Genomic DNA, 22,457 nt, shown 5'->3' with positions numbered 1-22,457 from the left:
TGCCCCTTCAAACTCAAGATTTCAATGCTTCGGCAAGTTTCGCGATTTTGCCGCGAATCGAGCCATCGATAACCAGGTCGCCGGCACGGATGACGACACCACCAATCAGGGCAGCGTCCTCCGCAACTTGCAGGCGCACTTCCCGGTTGAGTCGTGCACTGAGAACCTTGGCGAGTTTGTCTTGCTGTTCTTGGTTCAACGCGAAGGCACTGGTGACTTCCACATCGATCGTTTTCTCTTGCTCGGCCTTGTACAGCTCGAACAGCGCGGCTATCTCTGGAAGAATCGAGAGACGGTCGTTTTCAGCAACGATGTGAATGAAATTCTGTGCCTGGGCATCGAACTTGTCACCGCACACGTCAATAAACGTGGCGGCCTTGTCTGCGCTCGTCAGTCGCGGGGCCTTGAGTACGCGCTGCATGGTGTCATCTTGTGACACCGCTGCAGCCAGGCCGAGCATGGCTGACCAATTGGCCAGTTGCTGGTGGGCCTGAGCGTGCTCGAAGGCCGCCTTAGCGTAAGGTCGGGCCAACGTGGTCAGTTCTGCCATGATCGCCCTCGCTTAAATTTCAGTAGCCAGTTTGTTAACCAGCTCCGCGTGCGCGTTTTGATCGATTGTGGCACCCAGTATCTTCTCGGCGCCGCCGACTGCCAGCAAGCCCACTTGGGCACGCAGCGCGTCTTTGAGGCCATTCAGTTCCTGCTCGATCTCGGCCTGAGCCTGGACCTTCACACGGTCAGCGTCGACACGGGCCTTTTCAACGGCCTCTTCGACGATCTGGTTACCGCGCTTCTTGGCCTGCTCAATGATTTCAGCTGCTTGAGCTTTCGCGTCGCGCAGTTGTTGACCCGCTTTCTCTTGGGCCAACTCCAGGTCGCGAGCTGCTCGGCTGGCAGCGTCCAATCCATCAGCGATCTTCTTCTGACGTTCGTGCAAAGCCGCGATGACCGGAGGCCACACGAACTTCATGCAGAACAGCACAAAGATGAAGAACGCAACGGACTGGCCAATCAGGGTTGCATTAATGTTCACGCCAACACCTCGCTCGTTCTTTGTCCATCACACCACATCACTCGAAAATTCGAGTGATTAGCCAGCGATTTGGGCAACGAAGGGGTTTGCGAAGGTGAAGAACAGTGCGATACCAACGCCGATCATGGTCACGGCGTCGAGCAGACCGGCGACGATGAACATTTTAACTTGCAGCATTGGGACCATTTCTGGCTGACGCGCTGCGCCTTCCAGGAACTTGCCGCCAAGCAGACCAAAGCCGATAGCAGTACCCAGAGCACCCAGGCCGATCAGCAGAGCAACAGCGATAGCGGTTAGACCAACTACAGTTTCCATCTTTCCTCCCGACTTTAACGTCGTATTTGCTAGGTTTTTTTTAATTGAATCGGTAAAACTGAATCGTTACATCAAGCAGCGCCGAGGCGACACTCAATGGTTATCTTCGTGTGCCATCGACAGGTAGACGATGGTCAGCATCATGAAGATGAACGCCTGCAAGGTGATGATCAGGATGTGGAACACCGCCCACGCCCATTGCAGCACCACGCCCAGACCGCTCAGCCACAGCAGACCACTGCCGAACATGACTGCGATGAGGATGAATACCAGCTCGCCTGCGTACATGTTGCCGAACAACCGCAAGGCCAGAGAGATTGGCTTGGCGATCAGGGTGACGAATTCCAGCAGGAAGTTCACCGGGATCAGCAGGATCTGGATGAAGATATTCTTGCTGCCGAACGGGTGCAGAGTGAGCTCGCCGATGAAGCCGCCCAGGCCCTTGATCTTGATGCTGTAGTAGATGATCAGCGCGAACACGCAGAAAGCCATGGCCAGCGTGGCGTTCGGGTCGGTGGTCGACACGGCGCGGAACGGAATCTCGTGATCACCGGAAATTGCGGCAGCCAGTTGAGGAATCCAGTCGACCGGTACCAGGTCAATGGCGTTCATCATGAAGACCCAGACGAAAATGGTCAGCGCCAGAGGTGCGATCACGGCGTTGCGGCCATGGAAGCTGTCTTTCACGCTGCCATCGACGAACTCGACCAGCACTTCGACGAAGTTCTGCAGAGCACCCGGCTGACCGGACGTGGCTTTTTTACCGGCCGCGCGGAAAATCAGGATGAAGATCAGGCCCAGCCCGAACGACCAACCCAATGTATCCAGGTGGAATGCCCAAAAGCCCATTTCCTTGGCCTGTGCAGCGGAGTGAGCAAAGCCCCATCCGCCTTCCGGTAGCTGCCCGAAGGTCAGGTTCATCAAGTGGTGCTGGATATAGCCCGAAGCGGTTTCTGCTGCCATGGTTGCCTCAAACGCCCTAAGGTCTCGAAAGTCTTGTTCTCATCAGCAGAGGTGAAAACCAGCTGACCGCCTGTGTCAGCAAGACAACGCCGAATACTGCCAGCGGTGCCAAGGGTTTCACGCCTGCAAACGTCAGTGCGAAGAGCACTGCCGTCAGAATTATTTTGCCCGCCTCGCCGGCATAAAATGACCGGACGATGACTTGCGCTGATCTGGCGCCGGTAAACCGGAAAGCCTTGTACGCGAAATACAGATTAGGCAGCCAGATGATCAAGCCTCCGCAAAGACCCGAGTACCCACTGACTGCCCCGTGCCACTGCCACAGCCCCAACGCTGCGAGCAAAAACACGGCAAATTGCACCATCAGGAGCGGAAAAACTGCCCAGCGATGGAACGGCAGCCTGTTTAGCGTGCGGGTTTCCATCGTGTTGGCTCCTGTTGGGTCGGCGTGCCGTAAATCAATGACTTGGCATAAATTGTGCCGACAAAATGCGCGCAGAGTATAGGGGCGGTTAAGCCCCTATTCAACTGCCGGGTAGTGATTTCCGACTGGCCGCTACAAACTCAATTGTTTCAACGGATGTGCGCAAGCACTCCTTGAAGCTCATCGAGCGAGTTGTATTTGATCACCAGCTGGCCCTTGCCCTTCTGTCCGTGGCGGATCTGCACCGCAGAGCCTAGGCGTTCGGCCAGTTTCTGCTCGAGGCGAGTGATATCCGGATCGGGTTTTGCCGCTTCAACAGGCTGCGGTTTGCCACTCAACCACTGGCGCACCAGTGCCTCGGTCTGACGAACTGTAAGGCCTCGTGCGACAACGTGTCGCGCTCCTTCGACCTGCTGTTCTTCGGGCAAGCCGAGCAAAGCGCGAGCGTGACCCATTTCCAGATCGCCATGGGCCAGCATGGTCTTGATGACCTCTGGCAAGGCGATCAGACGCATCAGGTTGGCCACCGTCACGCGGGATTTACCCACCACGTCGGCGACCTGTTGTTGAGTCAGGTTGAATTCCTGCTGCAGGCGCGCCAGGGCATTGGCTTCTTCGACCGGGTTGAGGTCTTCGCGCTGGATGTTCTCGATCAGCGCCATGGCGATGGCAGTTTCGTCCGGCACATCACGAACCATGGCCGGGATGGTTTCCATGCCGGCCTGCTGGCTTGCACGCCAGCGGCGTTCACCGGCGATGATTTCGAATCGGTCGCCAGCGATCGGGCGGACCACGATGGGCTGCATCACGCCTTGGCTCTTGATCGAGTGCGCCAGTTCTTCGAGCGCCTGCGGATCCATGTCGCGGCGCGGCTGGTACTTGCCGCGCTGGATCACGTCCAGGGGCAGGTGCTGGAGTTCTTTCTGGTCGATCTGCACCGCTTGTTCTTCAAGCGAGCTGACGGTCGGGCCACTCAGCAGCGCATCCAATCCGCGTCCCAGACCTCGTTTCTTGACGGCCATTTGGATTCCTTAAAGTGCCGCGACGGGGCGTGACGGGCGGCGTTGACGGCGGACCATCTCGCCGGCGAGGGCCAGATAGGCCAGCGCACCCCGGGATTGTTTGTCATAGGCCAATGCGGGCATCCCGAAACTCGGGGCCTCGGCCAGGCGAATGTTGCGCGGAATGACCGTGTCGTACAGCTGTTCGCCAAAGTGCGCCTTGAGTTGCGCGGACACATCGTTGATCAAGCTAAGTCGCGGATCGTACATGGTCCGCAGCAGACCTTCGATTTTCAGTTCGGGGTTGAGCAGTTCGGCGATGCGCTTGATGTTATCCACAAGGTCGCTGAGCCCTTCGAGGGCAAAGTACTCGCACTGCATGGGGATGATCACGCCATCGGCGGCCACCAGTGCGTTGAGGGTCAGCATCGACAGCGACGGCGGGCAGTCGATGAGGATGTAATCGTAGTTTTCCCGCACCGGCGCCAGGGCCGTACGCAGACGGCTCTCTTTCATCTGCATTTCGAGCAGGACGACTTCGGCGGCGGTCAGGTCGCGGTTAGCCGGCAGCAGTTGATAACCGCCGTGTTCGGAGAATTGCATGGCCTCCTGCAGATCGCATTCGCCGATCAACAGGTCGTACACGGAGTTTTCCAGAGTGTGTTTATCCACACCGCTGCCCATGGTGGCGTTGCCCTGTGGATCGAGGTCGATCAACAGCACACGACGCTTGGTCGCAACCAGCGATGCGGCGAGGTTGATGCAGGTGGTGGTCTTGCCCACACCGCCTTTCTGGTTCGCGATTGCTAATACCTTAGCCATTCTTGCTTGTGTTCCCAATCATGCCGTGCGGCGCAGTATCAGCAGATGGCGTTGGCCTTGGCAACCGGGTACGGCCAAGGCGTTTTCGCTATCGAGGTGGAAGTCTGCCGGCAATGCTACCAGTTCGTCGGCAGGATGCAGCCCTTTCATTGCCAACCAGCGCGTTTGCCCGTCGCCGAGGTGGCGAGTCCAGTTGGCAAAGTCTTCCAGACTGCTGAAAGCGCGGGAGACGATGCCGGCGAACGGCTGGGCCGGCTGGAAGTTCTCGGCGCGGCTGTGGACAACTTGCAGGTTATCGAGCTTGAGCTCCAGTTTGACCTGGGTCTGGAAGCGGGTTTTCTTGCCGTTGCTGTCCAGCGTGGTCACCTGTTTCTCGGGAAACATGATGGCCAGCGGAATGCCGGGCATGCCGCCGCCACTGCCGACGTCCAGCCAGCTCGGACTGTCGCCGATGTGCGGAAGGATGCTCAGGCTATCGAGCAGATGCCGCGAGACCATTTCGTCCAGATTGCGCACGGCCGTGAGGTTGTAGGCCTTGTTCCATTTTATCAACAGGGCCAGATAACCCAGCAATTGCGCATGCTGCTGCTCGCTGAGTTCGATGCCCAGCGAACGAGCACCTGTGGATAACTCTTCTGCGTGTTGCTCGGTGACCAGAGAACTCAAGCGGTTTGCTCCAACGCACGACCGGCGCCGCGTTTTTTCAGATGAATCAGCAACAACGAGATGGCTGCCGGAGTGACGCCGGGGATGCGCGACGCCTGGCCCAAGGTCTCGGGACGGGTGTTGCCAAGCTTGCCCTGGATTTCCTTCGACAACCCGGAAATCGTCGTGTAGTCGATATCCACAGGCAGACGGGTGTTTTCACTAGCGCGCAGGCGAGCGATCTCGTCCTGTTGCCGATCGATATAGCCCGCATACTTGGTCTTGATCTCGACCTGTTCGGCGACCTGTGGATCGATTGCGCCGTTGCCGGTGATATCCACAAGGCCGACGTAGTCGATTTCGGGACGGCTGAGCAGGTTGAGCAGGTTGTATTCGTGGGTCAGAGGGGTGCCGAAACGCGCGGCGATCGAGTCGCCCAGTTCGGTGCCCGGGCGCACCCAGGTGTTTTTCAGCCGTTGTTCTTCCTGGGCGATGGCTTCGCGCTTGGTGCAAAACGCCGCCCAACGCGCATCATCGACCAGGCCCAGTTCGCGGCCTTTTTCGGTCAGGCGCAGGTCGGCGTTGTCTTCACGCAGGATCAGGCGGTATTCGGCCCGGGAAGTGAACATCCGGTACGGTTCCTGTGTACCGAGGGTGATCAAGTCGTCGACCAGCACGCCGATGTACGCCTCGTCGCGGCGCGGACACCAGCTTTCGCGGCCCTGCGCACGCAATGCGGCGTTGGCGCCGGCGAGCAGACCCTGCGCGCCCGCCTCTTCGTAACCGGTGGTGCCGTTGATCTGCCCGGCGAAGAACAGCCCGGCGATCACCTTGGTTTCAAGGCTGTACTTCAGGTCCCGCGGGTCGAAGTAGTCATATTCAATGGCGTAGCCGGGCCGCACGATGTGGGCGTTTTCCATACCGCGAATCGAACGCACGATCTGCAACTGCACGTCGAACGGCAAGGACGTCGAAATGCCGTTGGGGTACAGCTCATGAGTGGTCAGGCCTTCCGGCTCGATGAACACCTGATGGCTTTCCTTGTCGGCAAAGCGGTGGATCTTGTCTTCGATCGACGGGCAATAACGCGGGCCGATGCCTTCGATTTCGCCAGCGGCCGAGTACATCGGCGAGCGATCGAGGTTGGCCGCGATGATTTCGTGGGTTCGGGCGTTGGTATGGGTGATCCAGCAACTGACCTGGCGTGGATGCTGCTCCTTGGAGCCCATGAACGACATCACCGGAATCGGCGTATCGCCCGGTTGTTCGGTCATTACCGAGAAATCCACCGATTTGCCGTCGATACGCGGTGGCGTGCCGGTCTTCAGGCGCCCTACCCGCAATGGCAACTCGCGCAGCCGATGGGCCAGGGCGATCGAAGGCGGATCACCGGCGCGGCCGCCGGAATGGTTCTGCAAACCGATATGGATCAGGCCGCCGAGGAAGGTGCCGACGGTCAATACCACGGAATCGGCCAGAAAACGCAGGCCCATCTGGGTCACCACGCCTTTGACTTCATCCTGCTCGACGATCAGGTCATCACAGGCTTGCTGGAATATCCACAGGTTGGGCTGGTTCTCGAGGATCTCGCGAATGGCCGCCTTGTACAGGATGCGGTCGGCCTGGGCCCGAGTAGCACGCACGGCTGGACCTTTGCGGCCGTTCAGTACGCGGAACTGGATGCCGCCCTTGTCGGTGGCCAGCGCCATGGCGCCGCCGAGCGCATCGATCTCTTTGACCAAGTGGCTTTTACCGATGCCACCGATCGCAGGATTGCAGCTCATCTGCCCGAGCGTTTCCACGTTATGGGTCAGCAGCAGGGTTTTGGCGCCCATGCGTGCTGACGCAAGTGCGGCCTCGGTACCGGCATGACCGCCGCCGATGACGATCACTTCAAAACGGGAAGGGAAATCCACCACGCACCTCGTGCCTGTCTCTGTGGGTAATTGGGATAGTCGACAAGTATAGGGCTTGGTCCCGGTCTAAGGAACCCGTCTGCACAAAAAATAACCAGCTGTGGATAATCGAGAGTAATAGAAATTAAAAAGAAAGAAATTTATTAAAGCTTTGTTTTTATGTTTATTTATACACAGGCCATTTTCTGTGGATAGATCTACACAGCCCTCTATTTACGTGATGTACAGAGATTCAAAAGGTTGTGGTCATGTGCCAATGAGCCTTTGGGATAAGCGCCTTAAACCTGTGGATGAAATGGGTGGTTATGCACAGGCGTAGGCATCCACAGCCAGGAAGCCTGGTTATCACCAGAGCTTAGACAGGGTTTTCCACAGGGCTTAATCCACAGATTTGGCAATTCGGGAGGTATGGCGAGGGGTTCGCCCCCGAAAAATGCTCGGGGGCGATGCTGATCAGGGGTTAACCAGCACCGGCTTGTCGCGATAACGGTCTTTGAACGTGGCCTCGAGGGCGGCCACCTTCGGCTGGTCGTTGATCATGATGTAGGGGCTGTAGGGATGCTGGGTCAGGTAATCCTGGTGGTAACCCTCGGCCGGATAGAAGCCCTTAAGGTCCTCGACAGTAGTCACCAGCGGTTTGGACCAGGCCTTGGCGCCATTGAGCTGGGTGATATAGGCCTGAGCGATCTGCCGCTGGCCGGCATCGCTGGTGAATATCGTCGAGCGATACTGGGTGCCGCTATCCGGGCCCTGACGATTCAGCTCGGTGGGGTCGTGGACCACCGAAAAGTAGATCTGCAGCAGCTGGCCATAAGTGACCTGGCTCGGGTCGTAGGTCACCTGTACCGACTCGGCATGCCCGGTCTCACCGCTGCCGACTTCTTCATAGTGGGCTGTCTGCGCCTGGCCGCCGGCATAGCCGGAGACCGCTTGGGTCACACCATTGACGTGCTGGAACACGCCCTGCACGCCCCAGAAGCAGCCGCCTGCGAACACGGCGGTTTCACTGTGGACAGTTTTGCCGGGGGTTTCATCCTGCACCGGGGCGGGGATGATGACCGCTTGTTCGGCATGGGCGATGGACGCGCCCAACAGCGTGGCGGCGAACGCGCTCCACTGCAGGGGTTTGCTTAAACGGCGCCAGTTGCGGGGCAGATTCATGGGAGGTGCTCCGAGGCAATGGATGAGTAGTGATGTTGAAGGCACCTTCGCGGGCGAGCCTTGCTCCCGCGGAACCTCAAATCTTGTGGGCGCAAAGCTTGCTCGCGAATAGCCCGGCAAGCCTTGCATACGGGCGATTACTCTTTAGGCATAGCATCTTTCTTCATGCTGTCCTTGCTCATCGCGTCCTTGCTCATGGGGGCATCTTTCTTCATGCCGTCCTTGCTCATGGCATCTTTACTCATGCTGTCCTTGTGCATCGCATCTTTGGACATGCTGCCGTTGTCTTTGCTCATGGCGCCCTGGGGCGTGGCATCCTTGCTCATGGCGTCGGCGGCGAAGACACTCGCGGTCCCCATGGCCAGGAACAGGGTCAATGCGGTAGTAGTCAGCTTGTTCATGTTGTTCTCCGTAGGGTCGATGGCGCCAGGTGGCGTGCCGCTATAGTCGGCGCACGCCCTTCGCCAAGTCCTCACGCAAAGTTAAATTAAATGTGACAACTCCCCAGGCCGATCTTGGCCACAATGGGCTTTTCCAAAAAGGCGAGAATCAGGCGAATGGAGCGGACCAAGCGGGTACTGATCGTAGAAGACGATGCACACATCGCCGACTTGTTGCGCCTGCACCTCAAGGACGAGGGTTACGCGGTCGAGCACGCCAGCGACGGCACTAAAGGCATGCAACTGCTGGAACAGCAGAGCTGGGACGCGCTGGTGCTCGACCTGATGCTGCCCGGCGTCGACGGCCTGGAGATCTGCAAGCGCGCCCGGGCCATGGCCAGCTACACGCCGATCATCATCATCAGCGCCCGTTCCAGCGAAGTGCACCGCATCCTCGGCCTGGAACTGGGCGCGGATGATTACCTGGCCAAGCCGTTTTCCATGCTCGAGCTGGTGGCCAGGGTACGTGCCCTGTTGCGCCGCACCGATGCACTGGCCCGTAATGCCCGGCTGGAGTCCGGCCTGCTGGAAAGTCATGGCGTGGCCATCGATCCGCTGGCCCGCGAGTCTTTCCTGCATGGCAAGGCATTGGGCCTGACGCCACGGGAATTCGACCTGCTGTACTTCTTCGCCCGGCACCCGGACAAAGTGTTCTCGCGCATGGATCTGCTCAACGAGGTATGGGGTTACCAGCACGATGGTTACGAGCACACGGTGAACACCCACATCAACCGGCTACGCACCAAGATCGAAGCGGACCCGGCCAACCCTCAGCGCATCCTCACGGTCTGGGGCCGCGGCTATAAATTCAGCGCCCAGCCTGCGATCGGCGCCGAGGGCACCTCTTGAGAAGCCTCAGCCTGACCCGGCGTCTGTCACTGGTCTTCGCCCTGTTGCTGATCGCGTGCAGCGGGGTGTCGGTGTGGCTGCAGATCAGCGCCAGCAATCGCCATGAACAAGTGGTGGTGCAAAAGTTGTCCACAGGGCTGGCGGCGCACATCGCCGACACCGCGCAGCTTATGGATGTCGATGGCTGGCGGCCCGAAGCGGTGCGCGGCCTGTTCGACAAGCTGATGGCGGTGAATCCGGCCGTAGAGGTGTATTTGCTGGCCAAAGACGGAAGAATCGTCGGCAACGCGGCGCCACCGGGCAAGGTGCAGTTGGAACGCGTCAACCTGGCGCCGATCACCCGCTATCTGAGCGGCGCGGCGCTACCCCTCCTGGGTGATGATCCGCGTAATCCACAGGTACAAAAGGTGTTCAGCGCTGCCCCGGTAACGGTCAACGGCCGGGAGGGCGGATATGTTTACGTGGTGTTGCAGGGAGAGGCCCGGGATGCCCTGGTGGCCGCGATATCCACAGACTCGGTACTGCGGGCGACGCTTTGGGCAATGGCGCTTATGGCCCTGTTCAGTCTGATCATGGGCCTGATCGCATTCCGCCTGATTACCCGGCCATTGCGCGATCTGACCCAGGCGGTGGGTAACTTTGATCCTCATGGTGAAGCCGCTGCTGCACTGGGCGGCGGCGAAGTTGTCCACAGGGATGAAATATCCACCCTGCGCACGGCGTTCGCACAGATGGGCCAGCGTATCACCGCGCAATGGCGTGAACTGTCCACACAGGACCAGCAGCGTCGGGACATGGTCGCCAACATCTCCCACGACCTGCGCACCCCGCTCACCTCCTTGCACGGCTACCTCGAAACCTTGCGCCTCAAGGACCAGACCCTGACTCCCGAAGAACGCCGCCATTATCTGGACATCGCCCTGGGCCAGAGCAGCAAGGTCGGGCGCCTGGCTCAGGAATTGTTCGAGCTGGCGCGCCTGGAGTCCGGGCTGGTGCATCCCGAACTCGAACCCTTCGCCCTGCCCGACCTGGTGCAGGATGTGATGCAGAAATTCGAGTTGGCGGCTGAGGCACGGCAGCAGCGGCTCTTAGTAGAAATGCCACCCGTGCTTCCAGCGGTGCGCGCTGATCTGGGCATGATTGAGCGGGTACTGACCAACTTGCTCGACAACGCCATCCGCCATAATCCGGCCGGCACCCATATTCTGGTGCGCCTGCAGGCGCAGTTGCCCAGGGTCCAGGTCGAAGTGGCGGACAGCGGCCAAGGCCTGTCACCGCAGGTGCGCAAGGGCTTATTCACCAGGGCCTCGGCCTTGCAGCGGGCGCCGGGGGAGAGTGGCGGGCTGGGCTTGATCATCGTTCAGCGGATGCTGCAGCTGCATGGCAGCGAGGTGCGACTGATCGAGGCCATGCAGCCGGGGACGGTGTTCCGCTTTCATCTGCAAGCCGCTTGAGCCGTTTGAGCGAGGGTATTGTGAGATGTGTAAACAAAAGCTAATAATAGGCATTATCATTAGCGTACCTCATTTCCATGCCCTCTCTCCCCCACACCGACGCTGTTCAGCGTATCTATCAGCAGCACCACCACTGGCTGCAAGGGTGGCTGAGGGGACGATTGTCTTGCGCCAGCGATGCCGCCGATGTCGCCCACGATACCTTCGTGCGCATGCTCAGCTCGCGCAGCGCCGATCAGATCCGCGAGCCGCGGGATTATCTGGCCACTGTGGCCCGTGGGCTGGTGATCGATCGGTACCGCCGGCGGGCGATCGAGTCGGCCTATCTGCAGAGCCTTGCCGCTCGCCCAGAACAGGTCGCCCCCAGTGAAGAAGACAAAGCCATTATTCTCGACACCCTGGTGGCTGTGGATAAAACATTGGCGATGCTCGGCGCCCGCACTCAGCGGATATTCCTGTTGTCGCAACTCGACGGGCTGACTTATCAACAGATCGCCGCCCAGCTCGATGTATCCCTGACCACGGTCAAGAAGCACATGATCCGTGCGTTCACCGAGTGCACGCTGATCATGGCGGCGTCCTGAATGGCCAGCCTGCACCAGCGCAAGATCGTCGAAGCGGCTGCGACCTGGTACGTGCAGTTTCAAAGCGAAGCGCCCAGCGACCGGCAACGCCAAGCCTGGCAACGCTGGCTCGACAGCGACCCTGCGCACCGCCTGGCGTGGGAGCAAATGGAGCAGATGCAGCGCCATCTTGGCGCCCTGCCCCGGGAAGCCAGCCGCCGCGCGCTGTCGGCTGGTCAGCAGCGCCGCCAGGTGCTCAAGCTGCTCGCCTTGGTGGGCGCCACGGGTTACCTGGGCTGGAGCGTGCAGGATCGCATCAGCCCCGGCGCGCTATGGGCTGACTACCGCACCGCAGTGGGCGCGCACCGCTCGATCGAACTGCCCGACGGCACCCGGGTCGAGCTGAATACCGATACGGCTGTGGATATCTCCTACGATTCTCAGCAACGACTGATCACGTTGCAGCAGGGCGAAATTCTGGTCAGCACCGGTAAGCGCGGTGATGCACGCCCGCTGTATGTGGCAACTCGCGAAGGCCGCGTGCAGGCCCTGGGGACCGTTTTTTCTGTTCGGCAGTTATCCACAGCCACTCGGGTCGGCGTGCTCGAAGACCAGGTACGCCTGTCGCCACGGGATGCGCCGGCCGACGATCAACGGCTGAAAGCCGGAGAAAGCGCGGAGTTTGACCGCCAGCATGTCTCCCCTCATCAGCCCTATACGGCGTCCCAGGCGGCCTGGGTCAATGGTCAGTTGATCGTGCTGGATGCCACACTTGGCGAGGTCGCCGAGGAGCTGGACCGTTATCGGCCGGGCTCCCTGCGCTGTGAGCCGCAAGCGGCACGTCTGCGGGTGTCGGGGACCTTCAAGGTCAATGACAGCGATGCGGTGCTGAGTAATCTGCAAGCGACACTGCCTATCACCGTCAGCTATTTCACTCGCTATTGGGTCAGCATCAAGCATCGCTGAACACTGGACAGCTTCGCGGACGATTGGCGGTGAGCCTATTGGCGGGCAAACCTTGCTACTACAAACGTCCAGCACGCTTCTGTGGGCGCAAGGCTTGCCTGCGAAGCGCTTGATCTAAAAATAATCCACAGGCCGGTTATCTTTTTCAACGCTGGCGCGGCCCTACAGATAACCGCGGATCAACGCGAACATCTGTCACCCCTCCAGAGCCGAAAACCACCATGCGCTTTCCCCCTGTGACTTTGTCTGCCCGCCGGCATCTTTCCCGACACTGCGTCGCCTACGGCCTGTTGATAAGTAGCGCCAGCCTGTTGCCGCTGCTCAGCGGGAGTGCCTACGCCGCCAATGCGACGCAGAGCTATAGCATCGGCGCCGGCCCATTGGACAAGGCCCTGAGCCAGTTCGCCGCCTCGGCCAATGTGATCCTTTCGTTCGCGCCCGGCCAGACGGCCAATCGCCGCACTGAGGGGCTGCAGGGCAGTTATTCGGTGGACCAGGGTTTCGCCACGTTGCTGCAAGGCTCCGGGCTGCAGGCCGCCAGTCAGGCGCCGGGCAGTTATATCCTGCAAGCCGTGCCCGTCAGTGACGCGGTCAATCTCGCGCCGACCCGTATCGACTCCTCCACCCCGGGGATACAGGGGCAATACGCCGAGCCTGACCTAGGCTACAAGGCCGACCGCAGTCGCGCCGCCACCAAGACCAGTACGGCGCTGTCCGAGACCCCACGCTCGGTCTCGGTGGTCACCGCGCAGCGCATGAAGGACCAAAAATCCCAGAGCCTCACCGAAGTGCTCGGCTACGTGCCTGGTATCTTCGCGCCTCCCTTCGCGGCGGGCGACAGCCTGGCCGGTGACCTGTTCTTTATCCGCGGCTTCAACGCTACCGATTATGGGTACGGTCTGCTGCGCGACGGCCTGCGGGTGCAGGGCAACCGTTACGACACCACCACCGAACCCTATGGCCTGGAGCGGGTAGAGATTTTCCGCGGGCCGTCGTCCATTCTTTATGGCGAAAATGCGCCGGGCGGGTTGGTCAATCTGGTCAGCAAACGGCCAACTACCGAGTCTCAGGGCGAGGTGCAACTGAGCTACGGCAGCAACAATCGCCGGCAGTTGGGCATTGATGTGTCCGGGCCACTGAACGACAGCGGCACCGTGCTGGGCCGCATGGTCATGTTCGGTCGCGAATCCGATACCCAGACCGATCACGTGCCGGACGATCGCCTGTACGTAGCGCCGTCGATGACCCTTAACTTCGACGACTACAACAGCCTGACCTTGCTGGCCAACTACCAGAAGGACCACACCAATCTCGAGCTCTGCCTGCCCGCTGCCGGCACCTTGCTGGACAACCCCAATGGCAAGCTGAGCAAACACACCCTGCTCGGCGATCCAGACTGGAACCACTTCAAGCGCGAGACCTGGAGCGCCGGCTACGAATTTGTCCACAGCTTCAATGACGATTGGCAGTTCCGCCAGAACTCGCGGTTCATGGAATCGCGCATTGATCGGCACGAGACCTGGCCAACCGCCCTGAACAACGGTGGCTACGGGACCAACGTGACCATGACCGCCTATGACCGGGACAATGAGTCGACGGTCTACTCTGTGGATAACCAGTTGGAAGGGAAGTTTGCCGTCGGGCCTGTGGATAACACTCTGTTGCTCGGCGCCAGCCATGACCGCACCGCGTTCAACCAAGACTGGGACGCTGGGTTTGGTGGTGTGATCAATGTGTTCAACCCTGTGTATACCCGCACTCCCACCACGCCGGTACATGTGCAGAACACCCTGCTCGATCAGGAGATGAACGGGGTTTATGCCCAGCTGCACAGCAAGTATGACCACTGGATCATGCTGTTGGGTGGGCGCCAGGACTGGGTCGATAGTGATTTCCGCGACAAGGTCAGCCCCGCTAGCAATATCAGTTCTACCGACAAGAAATTCACCTATCAGGGCGGCTTGATGTACGCCTTCGATAACGGTGTCACGCCATACATCAGCTATTCGACCGCATTCGTGCCCGTGCAGCAGATCTCCAACGCCGGCGCGCCGCTCAATCCGATCACCAGCCGCCAGTACGAAGTGGGGATGAAGATCGAGCCGATTGGCTGGAACACTTCGATCACTGCGTCCGTCTACGACCTGCTGAAAAAAGACGACACCTACCTGGATTCAACTAGCAACACCTATCGCCAGGTCGGGCAGAGCCGCTCCAAGGGTATGGAGCTGGAGGTCAACAGCGATGTCACCGCCAACCTCAACCTGGTGGCATCCTACAGCTACACCGATGCGCGCATTACCAAGGACAAGGCTGGATCGATCGTCGAAGGCAAGCAGATGACCGGTGTACCGCGCAACCAGGCGTCGGTCTGGGCCAAATACCGCTTCCTCGATGGCTATCTCAATGGACTGCACGTCGGCGCCGGGGTGCGCTATTTCGACAGCACCTTCTCGTACACCGGGTCGAGCCTGTACGGCAAGCTCGATGCCGGCGACGTGACGCTGGTGGACGCCAACGTCGGTTACCGTATAGACCCGCACTGGTCGGTGGATCTCAACGCGAAAAACCTCTTCAACAGAGACTACGTGTCGGGTTGCAACGATGCGGGGCGCTGCTACTGGGGTGACACCCGCACGCTGCTGGGGACGGTTTCCTACAACTGGTGACGCTCCCGTAGGACGCATCGATTGTGGATAAGTTATTTACCGATACAGAAGCTGGAAAATATCCGCCCCAACAGATCATCGGAGCTGAACGCTCCGGTGATCTCCCCCAGCGCCTTCTGTGCATAGCGTAAATCTTCAGCCAACAGTTCACCGGCCCCCGCCAAGGTCAGCTGCTCGCGACCGTGGTCAAGATATCCACAGGCCTGACGCAGCGCCTCCAGATGGCGGCGACGCGCGCTGAAACTGCTTTCGGCCGTCTGTTCATAACCCATGCATGCCTTCAGATGCTCACGCAATAGCTCCAGCCCCGCGCCTTCGGTCTTGGCGCTGAGGCTGATGGTTACGTGGCCGTCAGCGCTGGTGGTCATGCTGATGGGCTCTGCACTGAGGTCGGCCTTATTGCGGATCAGCGTGACTTTGGCCGGATCGGGGCGCTGTTGGAGGAATTCCGGCCATAAGGCGAAGGGATCATCGGCCTCCGGCGCGGTGGCATCGACCACCAGCAGCACGCGGTCGGCCTCGCCGATGGCCTTCAGGGCACGTTCGACGCCGATCTTTTCCACATGGTCGTCGGTGTTGCGCAAACCGGCGGTATCGACCACGTGCAGTGGCATGCCATCGATGTGGATATGTTCGCGCAGCACATCACGGGTGGTGCCGGCGATATCGGTCACGATCGCCGCTTCGCGCCCGGCCAGCAGGTTGAGCAGGCTCGACTTGCCAGCGTTGGGGCGGCCGGCAATCACCACGTTCATGCCATCACGCAACAAAGCGCCCTGCCCGGCCTCCTTGAGCACTGTGGATAACTCAGCGCGGACTTTATCCACCATTGCCAGGACGTGGCCGTCGGCGAGGAAGTCGATCTCTTCCTCCGGGAAATCAATGGCGGCTTCCACATAGATACGCAGGCTGATCAGTTTTTCGGTGAGGTCGTTGACCCGCAGCGAAAATGCGCCTTGTAGGGAGCGCAGGGCGTTGCGCGCGGCCTGTGCAGAACTCGCCTCTATCAGGTCGGCGATCGCCTCGGCCTGGGCCAGGTCGAGCTTGTCGTTAAGGAACGCCCGCTCGCTGAATTCCCCGGGCCGCGCCAAACGACAACCCAGTTGTACACAGCGTTGCAGCAGCATATCGAGCACTACGGGGCCGCCATGGCCTTGCAATTCGAGCACATCTTCACCGGTGAACGAGTTGGGGCCGGGGAAATATAGCGCCAGGCCTTCATCGATCACCTCGCCTTCGCCATCGCGAAAAGCGCCGTAATGGGCATAGCGCGGCGTCAGGGTGCGGGCGGTAATGGCTTGCGCCGCGCTGCTGGCCAGAGGTCCGGAAATACGCACGATGCCGACCCCACCGCGCCCTTGGGCAGTGGCGATGGCGGCGATGGTTTCACGGGGGATGTTCATGGCTCAGGCCTCTCGACAGATATACACAGATAGCAAAACGCCCCACGACGGGGGCGTTTTATCCACAGATCCAACCTTGATCTGTCAGGCGGCGGCTTTAGCAGCGTTAGCCCGTTCAATGCTGCGGGTAATGTACCACTGCTGCAGAATCGACAGCGTGTTGTTGGTCACCCAGTACATGACCAGACCGGCCGGGAACCACAGGAAGAAGAAGGTGAACACGATCGGCATCAACTTCATCACCTTGGCCTGCATCGGATCCGGCGGTGTCGGGTTCAAGCGCTGCTGAATGAACATGGTCGCGCCCATGATGATCGGCAGGATGAAGAACGGATCCTTGATCGACAGGTCGGTTATCCACAGCAGCCAAGGGGCTTGGCGCATCTCGACGCTTTCAAGCAACACCCAGTAGAGCGACAGGAAGACCGGCATCTGCACCACGATCGGCAAGCAGCCGCCCAGTGGGTTGATCTTCTCTTTCTTGTACAGCTCCATCATCGACTGCGACATCTTCTGACGATCGTCACCGTGCTGCTCTTTCAGTGCGGCCAGTTTCGGTGCCACGGCACGCATGCGCGCCATCGACTTGTAGCTGGCGGCGGACAGCGGGAAGAACAGCAGCTTGATCAGGACGGTCAGGCAGATGATCGAGAAGCCCCAGTTACCGAGGATCGCGTGGATGTGCTTGAGCAACCAGAAGATCGGTTGAGCGATGAACCACAGGATGCCGTAGTCGACCGTCAATTCCAGGCCTGGGGACAGCGCTTTCAGGCGGTCCTGGGTTTTCGGGCCAGCATACAGGGTAGCGGTGGTTTCAGCCTTCGCTCCCGGCGCGACGGTGATGGTCGGGCCGGTGAAGCCGATGATGTAGTTACCCTGGCTGTCCTTGCGAGTGGTGACGTTGTTGCTGTCGTCCTTCGCCGGAATCCACGCAGTCACGAAATAGTGCTGCAGCCAGGCGACCCAGCCACCTTGCACAGTTTCTTTCAGATTGCCCTTGTCGATATCTTTCATCGACACTTTTTTGTACGGCTCGTTACTGGTCCACATGGCCGCACCCAGGTAGGTGGCGGTACTGGTGGCGGTACTGGCCGAAGGGTCATCGCTGTGGTCGCGCTTGAGCTGGGCGAACAGGTTGCCGTTCCAGGCTTGCGCACTCTGGTTGTCGATCAGGTACGTGACCTTGAGGTCGTACTCGCCGCGGTCCAGGGTGAAGCGCTTGATGTAGTTGACGCCGTTGTCGCTGAACTTCAGGTCGACGACCAGTTGGTCCTGACCGTCAGCCAGCTGGTAGCTCGGTTGCGCAGACGCATACAACGGGCGACCGGCAGCACGCACGTCCGGGCCATTGGCACCGGTCAGGCCGCTTTGCGCCAGGTAGGTGCGCTCGCCACCGTCGTCGAACAGCTGGAACGGGATTTCGGGATGGTCCTGGCGACGCGGGAATTTAGGCAGCGTCAGCTGGACGACATCGCCGCCTTTTGGATCGATAGCCAGGTCGAGGACGTCGGTCTTGACGCGGATCAGGTTGCTGCTGGTAGCGACCGGCGCGATGGCAGGTGCTGCGGCAGTACCGTCGGTTCCGGCGTTAGGGACATCGGCGCTGGCAGCTGCGCTGGTACCGGCAGGTACGTCAGGCAGTTCCGAAGCACGGGTGGCGGCAGCATTCTGATTCGGCGGTGGAGTCTGGCCGTAGTCCTGGTTCCACTTGAAAACCATGACGTAGGCGACGACTGCCAGGGCGACGATCAGGATCGTGCGTTTAATATCCATGATTACTCGGCTATCGAAGAAATACGGGGAGAGTGGGCAGGCGGAACAGGGTCGAACCCACCGGTGTTCCAAGGATGACAGCGACCCAGACGACGAGCTGCCAACCAGCCACCACGCAATACGCCATGTTGTTCAATGGCTTCGATCGCGTAGCAGGAGCAACTGGGGTAGAAGCGACAGTGGTCTGCCATCAATGGGCTGATGGCATAGCGATAAAACTGGATCGGTACGAGTGCCAGTTTACGCATCTTGACTGTCCACCCCTTCAGGTTCGGTGCTGGCCACTGGAGCAGGCCGGCTCCGAGCAAGGCGTTTCCAGAGCTTGCCCAAATGTTGATGCAGTTCCGGATTTTCCACGTCGCCCAAACCTTTGCGAGCCACGATCACTATGTCCCATCCGGCCAAGAGTTCCTGGTGCAGACGGAATGAATCGCGCATCACACGTTTGAGGCGGTTGCGCTGAACGGAGAGCTTGACGCTCTTTTTTCCGATCACCAGCCCTAGACGGGGGTGTTCGAAATCGTTTTCGCGCGCAAGGAGCAGCAGGTTTTTCCCTGGAACCTTGCCGGTTGGGGAGTCGAAGACTGTCTTGAAGTGCCGGGGTGTAAGCAGACGCTTATCCCGATTGAAGTCCTGACTCACCCCCTGTGCCGGAGAATCAAACGGCCAGACGCGCACGGCCTTTGGCACGGCGACGCGACAGTACGGCACGGCCGTTCTTGGTGGCCATGCGAGCACGGAAACCGTGGGTGCGGGCGCGTTTGATGGTGCTGGGTTGGAAAGTACGTTTCATGGCGTGCTACCTGGTTGTTCGACTACGGGCCGGAATGGCCCCCGTTTTAAGAGACCGGCGATTCTAGTGGGTGCAACGCCGCAGGTCAATTTCCAACCAGCTTTTCCTTCAATTAGGCATGACCGCCTGTCTGTCCGCTCTGCCTTGATCTCTTCCCTGATCGACCGCTTTTGCTCCCCGGCTTGTCTGCTTGAAATAGAAATAAAGAAGGGACTTATTTTAAAGCTCTTTTGTAATGCTTACTGATGTTAAGCAGGCGCTTTTCTGTGGATAACCCATTTTGGGCCCGTAAAGCCGGCGCTCACGGCGATTCACAAGTCTGTCCGCAAGCGGTGCCGTTCCTGTGCTGCGCCCGCGTACAACCTGTGCATGGAATGGCTACTTGTCCACAGGGTAGTTATCCACAGATTTCGACCCCGACTTGTGCAAAGGGCTTGAGTAGGGTTATCCACAGATCTCAGGGGCAGGGTCAAGCGTGCGGAAAAAGCCCTAAGATGCTGATTTATTGTGGTCCGGAGAGCCTGCGCATGTGGATAAGTGTCACGGTGGCCGGTACAATGGCCGCTGTTTTTGCCTCAGCTGTGCTCAAATCAGGGGATATCCGTGTCAGTGGAACTTTGGCAGCAGTGCGTAGAGCTTCTGCGCAATGAACTGCCTGCCCAGCAATTCAACACCTGGATCCGTCCGCTACAGGTCGAAGCCGAAGGCGACGAGTTGCGCGTCTATGCGCCTAACCGGTTCGTGCTCGATTGGGTTAACGAGAAATACCTGAGCCGCTTGCTCGAGTTGCTCGGTGAGCACGGCAATGGCATGGCGCCTGCGCTTTCCTTATTGATAGGCAGCCGTCGCAGTTCGGCCGCGCGTGCGGCGCCCAATGCGCCATTGGCCGCCGCCGTAGCAGCTTCGCAAGCCGCGAGCGCGCCTGCTCCGGAGCCCGTCACCGCCGCCGCCCCTGCGGTCGTGGCGGCCGCCGTGGTCACAGCCGCTCACGACGAGCCTTCCCGACACAGTTTCGACTCCATGGCAGGTGCCAGTTCGCAGCAAGCACCTGTGCGTGCCGAGCAGCGTACCGTTCAGGTAGAAGGCGGCCTCAAGCACACCAGTTATCTGAACCGTACCTTCACTTTCGAAAACTTCGTCGAAGGTAAATCCAACCAGCTGGCCCGCGCGGCTGCCTGGCAGGTAGCCGATAACCCCAAACACGGTTACAACCCGCTCTTCCTTTATGGTGGCGTCGGCCTGGGTAAGACTCACTTGATGCACGCTGTGGGTAACCACCTGCTCAAGAAGAACCCCAATGCCAAAGTGGTGTACCTGCACTCGGAGCGCTTCGTTGCCGACATGGTCAAGGCGCTGCAGCTCAATGCTATCAACGAGTTCAAGCGTTTCTACCGCTCGGTGGACGCCTTGCTTATCGATGACATTCAGTTCTTCGCCCGCAAGGAGCGCTCCCAGGAGGAGTTTTTCCACACCTTCAACGCTCTGCTCGAAGGTGGTCAGCAGGTCATCCTTACCAGTGACCGCTACCCGAAGGAAATCGAAGGCCTTGAAGAACGCCTCAAGTCGCGCTTCGGTTGGGGCCTGACGGTCGCCGTCGAGCCACCTGAGCTCGAAACCCGCGTCGCGATCCTTATGAAAAAGGCCGACCAGGCCAAAGTCGAGCTACCTCACGACGCAGCCTTCTTCATAGCCCAGCGCATCCGCTCCAACGTGCGCGAGCTCGAAGGCGCGTTGAAGCGCGTGATCGCGCATTCGCACTTTATGGGCCGAGACATTACCATCGAGCTGATTCGCGAATCGCTCAAGGACTTGCTGGCGCTGCAGGACAAACTGGTCAGTGTGGATAACATCCAGCGCACCGTGGCCGAGTACTACAAGATCAAGATTTCCGATCTGTTGTCCAAGCGTCGTTCGCGCTCGGTGGCGCGCCCGCGCCAGGTGGCCATGGCCCTGTCCAAGGAACTGACCAACCACAGTCTTCCTGAAATCGGCGACGTATTTGGCGGCCGCGACCACACCACGGTGCTTCACGCCTGCCGCAAGATCAACGAACTCAAAGAATCCGACGCGGACATCCGCGAGGATTACAAGAACCTGCTGCGGACGCTGACGACGTGATCCGCTCAGCGCAGCTCATCAAGGCAAGGGACTAGACCATGCATTTCACCATTCAACGCGAAGCCCTGTTGAAACCCCTGCAACTGGTCGCAGGGGTCGTCGAGCGCCGCCAGACCTTGCCGGTCCTGTCGAACGTATTGCTCGTTGTCGAGGGTCAACAACTCTCGCTTACCGGTACTGACCTGGAGGTCGAGCTGGTGGGTCGAGTGCAGTTGGAAGAGCCCGCCGAGCCAGGCGAAATCACCGTGCCCGCGCGCAAGCTGATGGATATCTGCAAGAGCTTGCCCAACGACGTGCTGATCGACATCAAACTCGACGAGCAAAAACTCGTGGTCAAGGCCGGTCGCAGCCGATTCACGCTGTCGACCTTGCCCGCCAACGATTTCCCGACGGTTGAGGAAGGCCCTGGCTCGCTGACCTGTAGCCTGGAGCAAAGCCGCCTGCGTCGTTTGATCGAACGCACCAGCTTCGCCATGGCTCAACAGGACGTGCGCTACTACCTCAACGGTATGTTGCTGGAAGTATCCGCTGGGGTGATGCGCGCCGTCGCCACCGACGGCCACCGCCTGGCAATGTGCTCGATGCAGGCCGATATCGGCCAGCCGGATCGCCATCAGGTGATCGTGCCCCGTAAAGGTATCCTTGAGCTTGCCCGCTTGCTGACCGAGCCGGATGGCATGGTCAGCATCGTCTTGGGTCAACATCACATCCGTGCGACCACTGGCGAATTTACCTTCACCTCGAAACTGGTCGACGGCAAGTTCCCGGATTACGAGCGCGTGCTGCCTAAAGGCGGTGACAAGCTGGTGCTTGGTGATCGTCAGGCCCTGCGTGAAGCGTTCAGCCGTACCGCTATTCTCTCCAACGAGAAGTACCGTGGTATCCGTCTGCAATTGGCCAATGGTCAGCTGAAGATTCAGGCCAACAACCCTGAGCAGGAAGAAGCGGAAGAAGAAGTGGGCGTCGATTACAACGGCGGTTCGCTGGAGATCGGTTTCAACGTCAGCTATTTGCTGGACGTGCTGGGCGTCATGACGACTGAACAAGTGCGCTTGATCCTGTCCGATTCCAACAGCAGCGCGCTGCTGCAGGAATCTGACAACGACGACTCCGCGTACGTCGTTATGCCCATGCGTTTGTAATGCTCAG

The 22,457-nt window shown here is 59.6% G+C and carries 23 protein-coding genes; 7 read left to right on the top strand and 16 right to left on the bottom strand.

Annotated features, from left to right (window positions below; genetic code table 11):
• Positions 1 to 13 precede the first annotated feature (13 nt).
• The 11 genes from REH34_RS15355 to REH34_RS15305 all read right to left on the bottom strand — a co-directional run bounded on the left by REH34_RS15355 (position 14) and on the right by REH34_RS15305 (position 8,681).
• Positions 14 to 550 carry a F0F1 ATP synthase subunit delta gene (locus REH34_RS15355; RefSeq protein ID WP_226503839.1) on the bottom strand — a complete coding sequence of 179 codons (537 nt, stop codon included), beginning with the start codon at positions 548 to 550 and terminating at the stop codon, positions 14 to 16.
• A 12-nt stretch (positions 551 to 562) separates the two neighbouring features.
• Entirely contained in the window at positions 563 to 1,033 is a 471-nt protein-coding gene (locus REH34_RS15350) for a F0F1 ATP synthase subunit B (RefSeq protein ID WP_226503838.1), read from the bottom strand.
• 57 nt (positions 1,034 to 1,090) lie between these two features.
• Positions 1,091 to 1,348: a F0F1 ATP synthase subunit C gene (gene atpE / locus REH34_RS15345; protein WP_194788647.1), complete on the bottom strand. Its 258-nt coding sequence runs from the start codon at positions 1,346 to 1,348 to the stop codon at positions 1,091 to 1,093.
• Between the two features lie 93 nt (positions 1,349 to 1,441).
• Positions 1,442 to 2,311, bottom strand: a complete 870-nt coding sequence (gene atpB / locus REH34_RS15340) for a F0F1 ATP synthase subunit A (protein ID WP_226503837.1) — start codon at positions 2,309 to 2,311, stop codon at positions 1,442 to 1,444.
• Positions 2,312 to 2,327: 16 nt separating this feature from the next.
• Positions 2,328 to 2,735, bottom strand: a complete 408-nt coding sequence (locus REH34_RS15335) for a F0F1 ATP synthase subunit I (RefSeq protein ID WP_226503836.1) — start codon at positions 2,733 to 2,735, stop codon at positions 2,328 to 2,330.
• Between the two features lie 149 nt (positions 2,736 to 2,884).
• On the bottom strand, positions 2,885 to 3,757 hold the full coding sequence (locus REH34_RS15330) for a ParB/RepB/Spo0J family partition protein (RefSeq protein ID WP_226503835.1): 873 nt from the start codon (positions 3,755 to 3,757) through the stop codon (positions 2,885 to 2,887).
• A gap of 9 nt (positions 3,758 to 3,766) precedes the next feature.
• On the bottom strand, positions 3,767 to 4,558 hold the full coding sequence (locus REH34_RS15325; RefSeq protein ID WP_226503834.1) for a ParA family protein: 792 nt from the start codon (positions 4,556 to 4,558) through the stop codon (positions 3,767 to 3,769).
• Positions 4,559 to 4,576: 18 nt separating this feature from the next.
• Positions 4,577 to 5,224, bottom strand: a complete 648-nt coding sequence (rsmG, locus tag REH34_RS15320; protein ID WP_311968332.1) for a 16S rRNA (guanine(527)-N(7))-methyltransferase RsmG — start codon at positions 5,222 to 5,224, stop codon at positions 4,577 to 4,579.
• The gene (mnmG, locus tag REH34_RS15315; protein WP_226503832.1) at positions 5,221 to 7,119 is read right to left on the bottom strand and encodes a tRNA uridine-5-carboxymethylaminomethyl(34) synthesis enzyme MnmG; all 1,899 of its coding nucleotides are present in this window, start codon (positions 7,117 to 7,119) and stop codon (positions 5,221 to 5,223) included. The genes rsmG and mnmG overlap by 4 nt, the downstream gene beginning before the upstream one ends.
• Before the next feature lie 453 nt (positions 7,120 to 7,572).
• On the bottom strand, positions 7,573 to 8,280 hold the full coding sequence (msrA, locus tag REH34_RS15310) for a peptide-methionine (S)-S-oxide reductase MsrA (protein ID WP_311968331.1): 708 nt from the start codon (positions 8,278 to 8,280) through the stop codon (positions 7,573 to 7,575).
• A gap of 137 nt (positions 8,281 to 8,417) precedes the next feature.
• A complete protein-coding gene (locus REH34_RS15305; protein WP_311968330.1) occupies positions 8,418 to 8,681 on the bottom strand; it encodes a pentapeptide MXKDX repeat protein in 264 nt (87 codons plus the stop codon).
• A gap of 156 nt (positions 8,682 to 8,837) precedes the next feature.
• Between REH34_RS15305 and REH34_RS15300 the strand changes: the two genes are divergently transcribed.
• From REH34_RS15300 to REH34_RS15280, 5 genes are all read left to right on the top strand, one after another.
• Positions 8,838 to 9,569 carry a response regulator transcription factor gene (locus tag REH34_RS15300; RefSeq protein WP_311968329.1) on the top strand — a complete coding sequence of 244 codons (732 nt, stop codon included), beginning with the start codon at positions 8,838 to 8,840 and terminating at the stop codon, positions 9,567 to 9,569.
• Positions 9,566 to 11,023: a HAMP domain-containing sensor histidine kinase gene (locus REH34_RS15295; protein WP_311968328.1), complete on the top strand. Its 1,458-nt coding sequence runs from the start codon at positions 9,566 to 9,568 to the stop codon at positions 11,021 to 11,023. The genes REH34_RS15300 and REH34_RS15295 overlap by 4 nt, the downstream gene beginning before the upstream one ends.
• Before the next feature lie 77 nt (positions 11,024 to 11,100).
• Positions 11,101 to 11,607 (top strand): sigma-70 family RNA polymerase sigma factor, encoded by a 507-nt coding sequence (locus tag REH34_RS15290; RefSeq protein ID WP_226503827.1) that lies wholly within the window; start codon positions 11,101 to 11,103, stop codon positions 11,605 to 11,607.
• Positions 11,608 to 12,552 (top strand): FecR domain-containing protein, encoded by a 945-nt coding sequence (locus REH34_RS15285; RefSeq protein WP_311968327.1) that lies wholly within the window; start codon positions 11,608 to 11,610, stop codon positions 12,550 to 12,552. It begins immediately after the preceding gene.
• A gap of 221 nt (positions 12,553 to 12,773) precedes the next feature.
• Positions 12,774 to 15,221: a TonB-dependent siderophore receptor gene (locus REH34_RS15280; RefSeq protein WP_311968326.1), complete on the top strand. Its 2,448-nt coding sequence runs from the start codon at positions 12,774 to 12,776 to the stop codon at positions 15,219 to 15,221.
• Positions 15,222 to 15,253: 32 nt separating this feature from the next.
• On the opposite strand, the gene mnmE is transcribed toward REH34_RS15280, so the two are convergent.
• The 5 genes from mnmE to rpmH all read right to left on the bottom strand — a co-directional run bounded on the left by mnmE (position 15,254) and on the right by rpmH (position 19,190).
• Positions 15,254 to 16,624, bottom strand: coding sequence for a tRNA uridine-5-carboxymethylaminomethyl(34) synthesis GTPase MnmE (gene mnmE / locus REH34_RS15275; RefSeq protein ID WP_311968325.1), 1,371 nt, complete (start codon positions 16,622 to 16,624; stop codon positions 15,254 to 15,256).
• 84 nt (positions 16,625 to 16,708) lie between these two features.
• Positions 16,709 to 18,397, bottom strand: a complete 1,689-nt coding sequence (gene yidC, locus REH34_RS15270; protein WP_226503823.1) for a membrane protein insertase YidC — start codon at positions 18,395 to 18,397, stop codon at positions 16,709 to 16,711.
• A gap of 2 nt (positions 18,398 to 18,399) precedes the next feature.
• Positions 18,400 to 18,645 carry a membrane protein insertion efficiency factor YidD gene (gene yidD / locus REH34_RS15265; RefSeq protein ID WP_226503822.1) on the bottom strand — a complete coding sequence of 82 codons (246 nt, stop codon included), beginning with the start codon at positions 18,643 to 18,645 and terminating at the stop codon, positions 18,400 to 18,402.
• A complete protein-coding gene (rnpA, locus tag REH34_RS15260) occupies positions 18,638 to 19,039 on the bottom strand; it encodes a ribonuclease P protein component (RefSeq protein WP_226503821.1) in 402 nt (133 codons plus the stop codon). The genes yidD and rnpA overlap by 8 nt, the downstream gene beginning before the upstream one ends.
• Positions 19,040 to 19,055: 16 nt before the next feature.
• On the bottom strand, positions 19,056 to 19,190 hold the full coding sequence (gene rpmH / locus REH34_RS15255; protein ID WP_003213577.1) for a 50S ribosomal protein L34: 135 nt from the start codon (positions 19,188 to 19,190) through the stop codon (positions 19,056 to 19,058).
• A 603-nt stretch (positions 19,191 to 19,793) separates the two neighbouring features.
• Between rpmH and dnaA the strand changes: the two genes are divergently transcribed.
• Positions 19,794 to 21,308, top strand: coding sequence for a chromosomal replication initiator protein DnaA (gene dnaA / locus REH34_RS15250; RefSeq protein ID WP_311968324.1), 1,515 nt, complete (start codon positions 19,794 to 19,796; stop codon positions 21,306 to 21,308).
• 38 nt (positions 21,309 to 21,346) lie between these two features.
• Positions 21,347 to 22,450, top strand: coding sequence for a DNA polymerase III subunit beta (gene dnaN, locus REH34_RS15245; RefSeq protein WP_226503819.1), 1,104 nt, complete (start codon positions 21,347 to 21,349; stop codon positions 22,448 to 22,450).
• Positions 22,451 to 22,457 lie beyond the last annotated feature (7 nt).

The organism is Pseudomonas baltica (assembly GCF_031880315.1).
In the GTDB taxonomy this organism is placed as follows: Bacteria; Pseudomonadota; Gammaproteobacteria; order Pseudomonadales; family Pseudomonadaceae; genus Aquipseudomonas.
This window is presented reverse-complemented; position numbering and strand designations above follow the sequence as displayed.